The 11889-nt window shown below is 44.5% G+C and carries 19 protein-coding genes; 14 read left to right on the top strand and 5 right to left on the bottom strand.

Features of this window, described 5'->3' with window-relative positions; translation table 11 throughout:
• Nucleotides 1-72: 72 nt before the first annotated feature.
• The gene (locus C4S39_RS14195) at nucleotides 73-1233 is read right to left on the bottom strand and encodes an AarF/UbiB family protein (RefSeq protein ID WP_258039459.1); all 1161 of its coding nucleotides are present in this window, start codon (nucleotides 1231-1233) and stop codon (nucleotides 73-75) included.
• A 212-nt stretch (nucleotides 1234-1445) separates the two neighbouring features.
• Nucleotides 1446-1640 (bottom strand): hypothetical protein, encoded by a 195-nt coding sequence (locus C4S39_RS16110; protein ID WP_103967605.1) that lies wholly within the window; start codon nucleotides 1638-1640, stop codon nucleotides 1446-1448.
• 273 nt (nucleotides 1641-1913) lie between these two features.
• On the opposite strand from C4S39_RS16110, the gene C4S39_RS14205 reads away from it, so the two are divergent.
• Nucleotides 1914-2645, top strand: coding sequence for a hypothetical protein (locus C4S39_RS14205; RefSeq protein ID WP_103967606.1), 732 nt, complete (start codon nucleotides 1914-1916; stop codon nucleotides 2643-2645).
• A 168-nt stretch (nucleotides 2646-2813) separates the two neighbouring features.
• On the opposite strand, the gene C4S39_RS14210 is transcribed toward C4S39_RS14205, so the two are convergent.
• Both C4S39_RS14210 and C4S39_RS14215 read right to left on the bottom strand, forming a co-directional pair.
• Entirely contained in the window at nucleotides 2814-3503 is a 690-nt protein-coding gene (locus C4S39_RS14210; protein WP_103967607.1) for an RES family NAD+ phosphorylase, read from the bottom strand.
• The gene (locus C4S39_RS14215; RefSeq protein WP_103967608.1) at nucleotides 3500-3904 is read right to left on the bottom strand and encodes an MbcA/ParS/Xre antitoxin family protein; all 405 of its coding nucleotides are present in this window, start codon (nucleotides 3902-3904) and stop codon (nucleotides 3500-3502) included. The genes C4S39_RS14210 and C4S39_RS14215 overlap by 4 nt, the downstream gene beginning before the upstream one ends.
• A 260-nt stretch (nucleotides 3905-4164) precedes the next feature.
• Here C4S39_RS14215 and C4S39_RS14220 point away from each other — a divergent pair, with 260 nt between their 5' ends.
• The 10 genes from C4S39_RS14220 (at nucleotide 4165) to C4S39_RS14270 (ending at nucleotide 8993) form a co-directional block, all read left to right on the top strand.
• Entirely contained in the window at nucleotides 4165-4461 is a 297-nt protein-coding gene (locus tag C4S39_RS14220; protein ID WP_103967609.1) for a type II toxin-antitoxin system ParD family antitoxin, read from the top strand.
• On the top strand, nucleotides 4448-4795 hold the full coding sequence (locus tag C4S39_RS14225; RefSeq protein ID WP_103967610.1) for a type II toxin-antitoxin system RelE/ParE family toxin: 348 nt from the start codon (nucleotides 4448-4450) through the stop codon (nucleotides 4793-4795). The genes C4S39_RS14220 and C4S39_RS14225 overlap by 14 nt, the downstream gene beginning before the upstream one ends.
• A gap of 225 nt (nucleotides 4796-5020) precedes the next feature.
• Complete coding sequence (locus C4S39_RS14235) at nucleotides 5021-5266, top strand: type II toxin-antitoxin system prevent-host-death family antitoxin (protein WP_103967612.1); 246 nt, start codon at nucleotides 5021-5023, stop codon at nucleotides 5264-5266.
• Entirely contained in the window at nucleotides 5263-5688 is a 426-nt protein-coding gene (locus C4S39_RS14240) for a type II toxin-antitoxin system VapC family toxin (protein WP_103967613.1), read from the top strand. Before C4S39_RS14235 ends, C4S39_RS14240 begins: the two co-directional genes overlap by 4 nt.
• Nucleotide 5689: 1 nt before the next feature.
• Complete coding sequence (locus tag C4S39_RS14245) at nucleotides 5690-6640, top strand: tyrosine-type recombinase/integrase (RefSeq protein ID WP_103967614.1); 951 nt, start codon at nucleotides 5690-5692, stop codon at nucleotides 6638-6640.
• A 180-nt stretch (nucleotides 6641-6820) separates the two neighbouring features.
• Entirely contained in the window at nucleotides 6821-7063 is a 243-nt protein-coding gene (locus tag C4S39_RS14250) for a type II toxin-antitoxin system RelE/ParE family toxin (RefSeq protein ID WP_219817978.1), read from the top strand.
• Nucleotides 7060-7407 (top strand): helix-turn-helix domain-containing protein, encoded by a 348-nt coding sequence (locus tag C4S39_RS14255; protein WP_103967615.1) that lies wholly within the window; start codon nucleotides 7060-7062, stop codon nucleotides 7405-7407. Before C4S39_RS14250 ends, C4S39_RS14255 begins: the two co-directional genes overlap by 4 nt.
• Before the next feature lie 42 nt (nucleotides 7408-7449).
• The gene (locus tag C4S39_RS14260) at nucleotides 7450-7941 is read left to right on the top strand and encodes a hypothetical protein (protein ID WP_258039460.1); all 492 of its coding nucleotides are present in this window, start codon (nucleotides 7450-7452) and stop codon (nucleotides 7939-7941) included.
• Nucleotides 7941-8423, top strand: coding sequence for a hypothetical protein (locus C4S39_RS14265; RefSeq protein ID WP_258039461.1), 483 nt, complete (start codon nucleotides 7941-7943; stop codon nucleotides 8421-8423). The genes C4S39_RS14260 and C4S39_RS14265 overlap by 1 nt, the downstream gene beginning before the upstream one ends.
• A gap of 45 nt (nucleotides 8424-8468) precedes the next feature.
• Nucleotides 8469-8993, top strand: coding sequence for an aspartate carbamoyltransferase (locus C4S39_RS14270; RefSeq protein ID WP_103967616.1), 525 nt, complete (start codon nucleotides 8469-8471; stop codon nucleotides 8991-8993).
• A gap of 77 nt (nucleotides 8994-9070) precedes the next feature.
• Here C4S39_RS14270 and C4S39_RS14275 read toward each other — a convergent pair whose 3' ends face one another.
• Nucleotides 9071-9787: a sulfite exporter TauE/SafE family protein gene (locus C4S39_RS14275; protein ID WP_103967617.1), complete on the bottom strand. Its 717-nt coding sequence runs from the start codon at nucleotides 9785-9787 to the stop codon at nucleotides 9071-9073.
• A 144-nt stretch (nucleotides 9788-9931) separates the two neighbouring features.
• On the opposite strand from C4S39_RS14275, the gene crcB reads away from it, so the two are divergent.
• From crcB to C4S39_RS14290, 3 genes are read left to right on the top strand one after another with little or no spacing between them, the layout of a single operon-like run.
• Complete coding sequence (crcB, locus tag C4S39_RS14280) at nucleotides 9932-10315, top strand: fluoride efflux transporter CrcB (protein ID WP_103967618.1); 384 nt, start codon at nucleotides 9932-9934, stop codon at nucleotides 10313-10315.
• Nucleotides 10316-10331: 16 nt separating this feature from the next.
• Nucleotides 10332-10649, top strand: coding sequence for a DUF190 domain-containing protein (locus tag C4S39_RS14285; RefSeq protein ID WP_103967619.1), 318 nt, complete (start codon nucleotides 10332-10334; stop codon nucleotides 10647-10649).
• A complete protein-coding gene (locus C4S39_RS14290) occupies nucleotides 10649-11797 on the top strand; it encodes an MFS transporter (RefSeq protein ID WP_103967620.1) in 1149 nt (382 codons plus the stop codon). Before C4S39_RS14285 ends, C4S39_RS14290 begins: the two co-directional genes overlap by 1 nt.
• The last annotated feature ends 92 nt before the right edge of the window (nucleotides 11798-11889 follow it).

Below are 11889 nucleotides of genomic sequence, written 5' to 3' on the forward strand. Positions count from 1 at the left end.
CCCGCTTAAAAATTAAGCAGGATACGTGGATTACCTGGTCAAAATTCAGTTAGCACAAACAGCCTTTTCTGGTCAGTTTTGAGTTAGCGTCAACACGGCAAGACGGTCATAGTCTGCGAGCACCGCCTGCATCCGCCCGATGTTGTCGGCCTCCTGACGGAAGTCGAGTTCACGATGGAGCGAGGTGGAAAGGTGTTTGAACACGGCCTCCATATCGATCACCTGATTGAGCGCAGGACGCTTTCCGACTTTCTCCGCAAACACCTCGAGCAGGGCGAGATCCTGTTCGATATCAGCACGAGCGGTGGGGCGCTGGACCTTGACTACGACCCGATCACCACTTTCGAGTGTCGCACGATGGACCTGAGCGATTGTTCCGGCGGCGAGGGGCTTCGGGTCGATCGACTTGAATACATCCTCCCACGGGACTCCCAATTCCTGTTCAGAAACCCGGACGACCTCGCTCTCAGTCATTGGCGGCACGCGGGATTGCAACAGGGCAAGCTCCTCAATGTATTCGACTGGAAGGAGATCGGGGCGGGTTGACAACACTTGCCCGAGTTTCGAAAATATCGGGCCCAGCTCTTCCAAGGCGGCACGTAAGCGTTTGGCCCGCTGACAGCGGATGGACATATCCGGCTCGTTGGATTGGCCGAACAGCTCTGTGAGGCCGTGTTTCGCCATCACGGCTGCGATATGCGTAGCACGCGCTACCAGTGGAGGCTCAAAAGGCGGGGTGTCACCCTTAGATAGATGAGCTCGCACCGAGTGCGATGCATGCTCATCGGTAGAGTGCGCGGTGTTTACAATAATCACGGTGCAGTGGGCACTGTGACTGATGCGATTCGGTATGTTACCGAGCAAAAACTCTTTTCGACCCGCCATGCCAAAATTGCCGACCACCAGTACATCGACTGCCTCCTGCTCAGCGGCGCGAACGATCGCCAATGCCGGATCAGCATCAATGACGACCCTGGCATGACCGCGGTTCCCGGCGACCTGCCGCGCGAAGTGCGCCAGTTCATTGTTGTCACCCGCAGCGCGCGTTTGTTCGGCTTCGCCGAATTCTGTGACGAACGGATACTGCGGCACCACCACCTGCACCACGAACAGCTCTGCATCGTAGCGGTCAGCGAACCCGGCGGCCCAGTGGACGGCCTGGTCGGCGGTTTCGGAGCGGTCGGTTCCTACCATCACGCGCCGTATGACATTACTCTCCAGATGATTTTGCATACGTGCAGCAAACCCTTTAGTAAGAACAGGATAGATATTACAGGATTTGTTACTGTAACGGATGTTGAAACATTCTGCCAGCCTATCTTGTTCATGGGATTTAGGGCGCAATGGAACGCAAAACCCGGTTAATCTGCATCGTTGAGATTGCGCAATGCCTGTAGCTCGTCTCGAGTAACCGCTTCAGGAACTGCGAAAGCGTAGCGTCCTAACTAATTCATGTGCCGTGCATGAACGAAGGGTGGAAACCGCGCGACATCTTCACCTCGTATCGGTAGCTCTCCTGCTATAGCTGCGCAATCACCGCGTCGATGTAGATCGTGTTCCACAACACGATGATGTTGACCACCAGACCAAGGAGCACCCAGCTCCAGAATCACTTCTGCCCGACGCTGAAGCTCAAACATAAGGAGCGCATCGGAGCGCGCTACACACGCAGTACCACACACCCCAAATGCCTTATCAGCGTGTTATGAACTGCGAGAATGTGACGGATGATGCCAAGTCAAAACTGCGAACACTCCACGAAATATTGAACCCGTTTAATCTGAAACAGCAGATCGATGCTAAATTATGTAACATCTTTTCTATGCTCAAAGTTACCTCAGTTATGAGACAACGTTCTTGACCTTCGGTATCTCCTTTTGTTATAAGGCAATACGGGAGTATAATCCAGTCCTATGGAATTTGTTGTGTTAAATGATGAAGCTGGCTTTTTGGAGCTACTCTCGAGTGATTTAAAGCCCTTTTATGAGCCGCGTTTACCATATCACAATTGGGATGAACATATTGAGCAAGGTCTTGATATCATCGACAACCTTTGTGAGCAAGAAAAGGTCAAAGGCAACCCAATTAACTCTCTCATGGCCAAGGTTGCTTACATGGGTCATGACGCTGGTTTTCCACATGACCTCATAACGCCAGATATCTGGGAAAAGTATGGCAGTAAAGAGGGGTATTCAGCCCATATAATGGGTGTTCTCTTGCAAAATTACGGGTTTGAAGAATCATGTATTCGAGGTGTTCAAACATGCATAATGTTTACAAAGATGGGCGAACATCTACCAGAAGATGTAGATGAAGAGCTTAGTAACACAGCTAAAGCTGTGCGCACAGCTGACCTTTCTCATATCTTTGGGCCTTACAAGGGCTTTGTCGTCGATAGCTTCAAGCTCATGGAAGAAGGCAAAATGTACGGCCGAGAACCAGTCTTAGCAGAATTCAAAAATATGACCAGATTTGTGCTTACAAATTACTTGAGCCTCAATTTTATTCCTTCTGGTACTTGCAGTATTGTTGATGGCATGAAAAATATTGAACGCTTTAGTAAAGATTCACCAAGCCGTTTATTGAAAGTTGTCGGGAACCAGGCGAACCGTTTCGCAAGTCTTGTAAAAAAAGAATCTGCTTAAAGACCTTTAGATACCAAGTTGGCTAATATTGCCCATCCCGCCAAAAATGTAAAATTAGCTTAAGGGGGCTCGCCTTCTTCTCGTAACGCCTTGCTCCGGCATGACGGATCAAATTTGGGTGGACTATGAACGATTTTTCAATGCGACAGAACCACTTTTTATGCTCTCCTACACAGATAATTTTTTATAAACATGAGTAATTTCTTGCCCATTCCACACGTAACAATAGTGTGATCCTTGCCGCACAGGAGACAATATACGAGGTCGGAAAATAGCAACACATTCTCCTCCAGGAAATCGTACGCTATCATATACAATGCCATTCGATCCGGTATTGCGTAATTTCTTTGCCATAGTTTGAGCATTCGTATAACAACCCGGATCAAGGACATAAATTTCTGGTATTTCGGATTGTAGTTTCCGAATATCATGCAAACTTGTATCCAGATCAGAAGCGTAACTTCGCATATCAATTTCAATTGGGGGTTCTTTCGTCGCCGATAGAAACAAAGTTCGGTGAAATCGAGTCTCTGCTATAGCCGTATCAGTATTCTGAGCAGCATAGTAAACACCATAGCTTCCATCAGTAAAACGGCTTCCCACAGGATTAAGATGCGTAAAAGCCGCCATAATCGGAGTAGTTCCAGGGCCTGTAACACGTTCATTAGGAGGCACAAGAGAAATCTCACCTGCTTCATCCCGCACACGATTATTTGTAAGAGCCTCGATCTCAACAACAACATCAAGATCTTCCTGCTCTGCTACACGATCAAACAAGCCAACCGGAGGAAACCTGCTGGAGACCAGTCTCCAGCAAGGCATCCAGTTTATGTGACTTATTGGCGGAAGATAGCTCATGACCAACCGCGCTGTCCATCAAGATATTGGCGAACAATATACAAATCAGCAACTTTGCCTGTGAGCATGCGCTCAAGCGCAGATTTACCTTGAAAAGGTAATGCTGAGTTAGGGCGCTTTATCCATTGGTCGGCAGATTCTGGTTTTGGTAACAAAACCTGTAGCGCCTTATAGATACCAAAAATATAGGAAAGTCTTTCTAATTTGTCCCTATTAAGATTGGCCGTTTCAGGATGCTTCTTCCATTTAAAATAAGTGCTCCGCGAATCTAGTCCTAATAAGATCATGGATTCGTTAGCATTAAGATTCCATGTGTCCATTATATTAAAAAAAGTCCGTAAGGCACTTTTTGAAACTTTGGCATTCTCAGTCTGAACTCGATCTTGTGTAACTGATAACATAATCTGTCTCCCAACAATTAAGTTTATATATAGACTATGTATACATAGTAGTCCATTTGCGCACTTTTATCAAGTGAGGTATTTCTGCTAATCAAACGAGATTGAGAATGTATTTATACTATTGATAAAATATGTTATCAATAGTAAAGTAGGGCTGCAATTCAGGAAGGTTAAAATATTTTTTGCTTTATTAAATTTCATTGAGTAGGATAATATCCTACCTCCCGAAAGGTGTTAAAAACATACATAGGAAACAAAAAATGAAGCGCACCGATAAAGCAGAAAAAATCAGCATTACACTTCCACCGGATATGCTGAATATTATTAGGGAAAAAGTGAAGGATGGCGCATACGCTTCCACAAGTGAGGTTATTCGTGAAGCAATGCGTTTATGGCAAAGACAGGAAGAAGAACATCTTGCGAGAATTGCTTCCATTCGAGCGCGCCTGGAACAATCGGCGCACAGTGGTGAACCGGTCTTACTGGATGATGCGTTTGAAAAGCTAGAGCAACTTCATCAACAGCGAATAAGCACGTTAGACTATGAAAAACTATGAGGTGTATCTAACACCCGATGCTATACAAGACCTGATTGATATTTATGAATATATAACTGAGAAGAGCGGACTTCCTCAAGTCGCATGGGCATATATAGAGAAATTACGCCAAAGCTGTCATGGCCTTAGAATGACGCCTTTGATAGGACAACAGCGCAACGATCTGCGCAAGAATCTCAGAATCATTGCCATTGATAAAAACGCGATTGCAGCTTTTGAGGTTATTGAGGATAAACAAATCGTCACTATTCTTAATATTTTTTATGGTGGCCGAGATTATGAAGCGATTATGGGTAGTGAAACGCCACATAAAAATAATGAGCTAGATAAATAACATGACAGATCTTATAACTACAGAAAATTGCGCTCTTACCTCAAAAGAATTTCAGGGTCTTGCTGATCATGAAAGGGCAACTCAGGCCACTGAACCAAGCGTTGGGAGACATGTTTGCCTCCTTAGTGTACGTTTTCGTACCATCGGACTTCAAACCCCTATTTCTAATTTTTTAAATCTCGATCTATAATAAGTCTAGCTGATCTAGCTTATATAGGAAAAATTATGGATGAATGGCGTATTGCAGATGCAAAAAATAAATTTAGTGAACTGTTCAATAATGCACTGATTGGAAGAATCCAACTTGTTCACCGTCGAGATGGTGATGTGGTAATCATTTCCAAAAATGAATATGAACGGCTGGTTGGTCAGAAGAAGAGTTTTAAACAATATATTCTCTCTCCACCACACGAAATCGACCATCTAGATGATATGCGTGATAAAAGTCCAATGCGGTCAGTTGATCTATGAGGGTGTTATTGGATACATGCGTGTTATCCGAACTCTATAAACCAGAACCATTGGTTACAGTTTATGAAGCTGTTAATAATGTTCCAGATGAACATCTGTTTATTAGCGTTATTACAATGGGAGAAATCGGCAAAGGTATTGCGCTTTTGCCAGATGGTCAACGCAAACAAGCATTATTGAAATGGTTCACAAATATTGAGTATGAATATTCTGAACGCCTATTACCGATCAATGCAGAAACAGCTGCGATTTGGGGGAAAATAACAGCCAAGGCACAACAAGAGGGTTATGTTATCCATGCAAGTGATGGCCTGATTGCGGCAACCGCCTTGCAGCATGGCTTGCATCTTATGACTCGGAATGTGAAGGACTTTGAGCCTACTCATGTCATGCTCATTAATCCGTGGATGAAAGGGACATAACATGACAAATCTAATAACCACCAGCAATCGGGCACTCACTGCAAAAGAATTTCAAGGTCTTGCTGATGTTCCACCGGAAGTTGAGTGGTTCGCCAATTTAGGAAACAAAGCAACCCGTCGCGCTTATGAAAATGCACTAAAGGATTTTATGAATTTCACAAGTATTCAGAATCCCGAAGAGTTCAGGATTGTGACCCGTGCTCATATTATTGCCTGGCGCGATGATTTATTGAGTCGAACATTAAGTAGCATGAGTATTCGGCACCGCTTGGCGGCACTATCCTCTTTATTTGAATATTTATGTGAAAAGAACACCGTTACGCATAATCCAGTCAAGGGTGTGAAGCGACCAGCGGTAGAAAGTTATGAAGGAAAAACTCCGGCAATCGGTGATCATCAGGCACGCGAATTGCTTGATGCGCCGGATGGCAGCTCACTTAAGGGCAAGCGCGATCGTGCGATACTGGCCACCCTACTCTATCACGCACTGCGGCGTGATGAGTTATGCAAATTGAAGGTTAAGGATTTTAAGCAGGAGCGGCGTGGTGTGCCACACATGAAAATATCCGGCAAAGGGGGAAAAACACGATATTTACCATTGCATCCTGCCGCCAGTGGCTTAATCCATGATTATCTCGATGCAGCTGGGCATGGCCTGGAAGATACGGGGGCATTATTCCGTTCCACCAGTAATAACCGAGATAAGGAATCACAAAAACCGATCACACCAGACGGTGTTTATAAGTTGGTACAGAAATACTCTGAACAACTTGGATTCAAGATCGGCGCACATTCATTACGTGCAACTGCTGCCACTAATGCACTAGATCATCAAGCAGATATTGCCAAAGTACAAGAATGGTTGGGTCATGCCAATATTGCTACCACAAGAATTTATGATCATCGCAAAACCCGGCCGGAGGATAGTCCAACGTTTAAGGTTGCATATTAATTGCTTAATTGTTTAACCATTTACGAAGGAATTCTCACGACTGATCAATAATTAATCACGATTAAGGAATCTTTTGCCGTTTATAACATATATGATTATGGTATGGATTATTGAAACATTAGATCAAATCGTTGATGAAGAGCTTGAAGCCTTGCCCTCTAATATGAAGGCGAGATTTTTTTGGATCGTCAACCAATTGAGATACATGGGTTACAAAATGTACGCGAGCCTTATATAAAACATGTTGAAGATGTTTTATGGGAGATTCGTATGAAAGGCAAAGATGAAATTTCTCGTGCACTGTATGTAACAGTCAAACCCGAGCGAGTAATTGTAGTACGTATTTTTGTAAAGAAAATGCAAAAAACGCCCTGCAGAGAAATCAAGCTAGCCTTAAAAAGAGCACAGGAGATTGAACAATGACTAAAGTAAATGAACTCCAAAAAAAGTGGCTTAATGACCCAATTTACAAAGCTGATTTTGAGGCAATCACTGAGGAATTTGAAATTGCTTCTGCAATTATTGAGGCTCGGAATCTGGCAGGATTGACACAATCTGAGTTAGCTAAGCGGTTGAAAGCTAAACAGTCACTGGTTGCACGCCTTGAGAGTGGAGCAGACAACACAACGATAAAAACGCTGCAACGTATTGCGGAAGCCACTGGAACATACCTCAGATCTCTTTTGAACAACCTCGACGACTTCTCCGGGTTTCCCCGCCGATCCGTTCTTGGTCGGAGCGTACCATACCCGCCCATTGCTCCCTAAACCCCTATAACAAAGTTAGGCTTAAGTTAGAAAGTTAATATAATGCGACTCTGGCTTTTATTAATACCGATTGTACTTCTAAGTGCTTGCTTTGCACCGCAACCACTCACACACATTCCCCCGGAGCTTCAATATGTTGTTCCGGCTGGTCAGGAAAACTCGCTTGCAACACTGGTTGGCTCCAATGAGAAAAGCACACCAATTGACGATTTCACAGTATATGTTTTAGCTGTTGATGGTAAGCGAGTGATATCAGGATTGGAGAATTGGGACACAGCACTTCCAATTCAACCTGGTTTACGCACCATCACCGTTGCTTTTATGCGTGATCCGCTCAACGCACAGGCGGATTTGCAATTACAGGCAGTCGCCGGTGGTAAATATCAAATCCAGTTTTCTACTAATGCGTATTTTTTTGGAGCAGATACTTATTGTGATTTCTGGATCATAGACATTGCTACGCAAAAACCTGTAACTGGAATTAAGCGCGGAACTCTCACAAACAGTATTCGATATATTCCTCCAAGAGATTAATGGATTTAAATATTATGTTCAGATTTTTGCTATTTACAATTGTGTTTCTAAGTAGTTGCACCACAACACCCCAGCCCATCCCAGCAGAACTTCAATATATTACTCCGGCTGAGCAGGAAGGCTCGCTTGCAACTCTGATTGGAATTAAACAGAAAGGCGTATTACCTGATGATGAACGTGCGGCATATGTTTTAGCTGTTGATGGCAAGCGCGTGATGTCAGGTCAACGAGGCTGGAATACAGCTCTTCCAATACAACCAGGGCAGCGCAACGTCACAGTTGCCTTTCAGGGTGGATCATTTCATACGCAAGTGGATTTGCAGATGCAGGCTGTCGCAGGTGGTAATTACCAAATCCAATTTTCTACTGATGTACAGTTATTTGGAGCAAACACCTATTGTGATTTATGGATTATTGATATTGCTACGCAAAAACCTGCATCGGGGATTGGTTGCGGAAATTTAGTAAATCCTAACGAGTGATAGCTAATATGGTGTTAAAAATTGACTTAGTAAAGGAGAAATAAAATGAACAAGCTGTTTATTGCATCTTTCTTGTCGGCTTTATTTATTGCGGCACCTATTCATGCGGTAGAAAAAGAGGATGAAAAGCGGCTTGATGAAGTAGCGGAACGGGGAGCGCATGTTATGCCGTTTGATTTGGAGAAAACCACGCATATTTTTTCAAAAACAGACACCGGAGGAATTCAGCGGGTTATTGCGAAGGATAAATCTGATACTGAGCAAATCAACTTGATACGATCACATTTGTCTGCCATTACTAAAGAATTTAAACACGGCAATTTCTCAAATCCAGAAAAAATTCATGGTGCCAGCATGCCTGGGTTAGCAGAATTGAAATCAGCTAAATCGGGTCAAATTAATATTGTGTATAAGGAATTGCCAGACGGAGCAGAAATTACTTATTCTACTCATATTGAAAAACTTAAACTTGCTATTCACCAGTGGTTTGATGCCCAATTAAGTGATCATGCGCGCCATGCTGTGCCAGGAGGACATCATCATGACTCTATTCATCATAAACATAAGTAAATAAGTTGGTTATGGAAATAGTGTAAATCCTGTCCGGCATTACATTCTGGTAGTTGGTAATTTGCTGCTTTGATAAGTTACTTGCTGAGGAACCATAATCCGAATCCGACAATTGCGACTTCGACAATAATCATGAATACTCGGATTGATAATCTTTCTAAAACATGCTTCCCGATATAGGAACCAAGGATCATTATTGGGCCGATGGTTATGCCATTGAGCCATGTGGTTGGGGATATTGCACCAAGTTCGTGATAGGTACCGAGCTTCATAATATGCATCACAGCAGTCCCTAAAGCCTCAGTTCCTATAAACGCACCTTTGACAAGTCCGTAAGAAAGATAAAACGGCGCAAGAAACGGGCCTGCACTGCCAGCAATTGCCGAAATAACTGAAAAAATTGCACCTATAAGTGCAAAATACTTCGGATTAAAGCTGGCTATAGTATGTTGTCGCCAATGGCGCCATATAACAGTAAAAATCAGAAAAGCGCCAATGATGTTTAACAGTTTGCTATCGGGAATCTTGGTAAATAGCCAAGCACCAAGAATGGAAAACGGAATTGCTCCAACACAAAACCAGAAAACAACTGGCAACTGAATCAACTGTCGATTAAGGGCCACTCGACTCATATTCCCAATTAACTGAACCACAGCATACATAGGAACAGCTTCACGAACTCCAAATACTTCAATTAAAACGGGAAGCAAAATGATTCCACCTCCCGTCCCCGCTATTGCCGCTACAGTAGATGCGACTAGCGCTGCCAATGAAATAAACAACCATTCTTCCATAAATTACCCCTTTTAAATAATATTAGGGGCTACAGTAAAAATATAAATAATAGTAACATTATATGCATAGCGCATCTTTTCAAAGATCCAGCATGTTTCTTTTCCCCCTATCTCTCGGAAATTCTAAATAATAAGGACAAGTTTATTTTCAACTCCATATTGGCAATTTGTATTGGTGCATCCTTTGGTGCTGTGCTGAGATGGCTGCTAGGAATGTCGCTCAACGCACTGTTTCCGGCCATTCCACTGGGTACACTAGCGGCGAATCTTATTGGCGGTTACTTAATTGGTGTGGCACTTGCCATCTTTGCCAATCATCCTGGCTTTGCACCCGAGTGGCGTTTGTTTGTAATAACTGGTTTTTTGGGTGGGTTAACCACGTTTTCCACTTTCTCTGCTGAAGTCACTGTGCTGATTCAAGAGGGGCGTATATTTTGGGCCACCGGTGCAATCAGTGCTCATGTGATAGGTTCTTTGGTGATGACGATGCTGGGATTAGCGACAGTTTCTGCGTTCAGAACCATTTGATTCTAAGGAAAAGACTATGAATGGCTATCAACTGACTTTCTTTACTCAGCAAGATCGCAAGCATGATCACATGCCGCTAGGCGAATGGCTGGTGCAAGCGGCGCAGAAATTGGGTATTGGCGGCGCAACTCTGATTGTTGCAACCGAAGGATTTGGACACGACCGCAAGCTTCATTCCGCGCATTTCTTTGAACTGACGGATCAGCCTATTGAAGTGACGATGGCCGTGAATGAACAGGAAGCAGAACGCATGTTCGCGCATCTGAAGCAAGAAGGCATTAATGTGTTCTATGTCAAAACGCCAATTGAGTTCGGTATGACTGGGAAAACCTAATGTTCAAAGCTGTGCTTGGATTGCCGCGCACCGTTTGGTTAATCGGCCTGATCAGTTTAGTGAACGACAGTGCAAGTGAAATGCTCTATCCGCTAATCCCGTTGTATCTTTCGTCAGTATTGATGGCTGATCCTCGCGTATTGGGAATCATCGAGGGCATTGCCGAGGCAACGGCTAGTTTGCTCAAACTATTTTCTGGGGTGATCGTGGATCGAACTCGCCGCACTAAGCCGTGGATTGTGTTTGGTTATGGTCTGGCTGGCTTGGGTCGTCCGCTGATTGCATTCGTTAGCAGTTGGCCATGGTTACTGGTTATCCGTTTTACGGATCGGGTTAGCAAAGGGTTGCGTTCGTCGCCGCGTGATGCACTGCTGGCCGCGAGCGTCGGGTCGGATCAACGTGGATTGGCCTTTGGTTTGCACCGAGCAATGGATAACGCCGGAGCGGTGATAGGACCGATTTTGGCTTCACTATTACTGGCTTCACAGGTGCCGCTTAAGGATATTTTTCTATGGTCAGCTATTCCCGGCGCTGTGTGCTTGATCATCGCCTTTTCCATTCGTGAATCGCATACTGTGGTAGAACACCAGAGCAAAGCGTTTGATTGGCGCTTGGGAGATATGCCGCCCGTATTCAAGCGTTATCTCGTTGTGGTGGCTCTGTTCACGTTGGGCAACTCATCGAATATGTTCTTGTTATTGCGTGCCAATGAACTGGGCGTTCCAGAAGTTCAAATCCCGTTACTTTGGGCCGCTGTCTCAGCAGTAGCGATGCTGTTTTCTACACCCTTGTCTGCTTTATCCGATCATGTAGGCCGTGTGCGCCTGCTCGTGTGTGGGTATATGGCTTATGGAGTGTTCTATGCTGGAATGTGTATGATTACTCACAGTGGCGTATTACTTTTCCTCCTTTTTGCGTTCTACGGCTTATTTATGGCCGCTACCGAAGGTGTGGAGAAAGCCCTGGTGGCCGATCTTGCCCCCGAAGGATTGCGCGGTACTGCTTTCGGTTGGTTCAACCTGACAGCGGGTTTACTCCTACTCCCTGCTTCCATTGTATTCGGCTGGCTGTATGAAGTCGTCTCACCCTTTGCGGCTTTCTCTTTCTCAAGTGGTTGTGCATTGTTGGCTGCAGTTCTACTGTGGTGAACCGCCCCGATTTTTCCGGAGACTCGTTAGTTTGAGTCAAGCTGTGATGCCTGACACTTTCAGTTGCGAATAATACGCTCTTTCCAACTCTG

It is taken from the genome of Nitrosomonas ureae, from assembly GCF_900108305.1.
GTDB lineage: Bacteria > Pseudomonadota > Gammaproteobacteria > Burkholderiales > Nitrosomonadaceae > Nitrosomonas > Nitrosomonas ureae_B.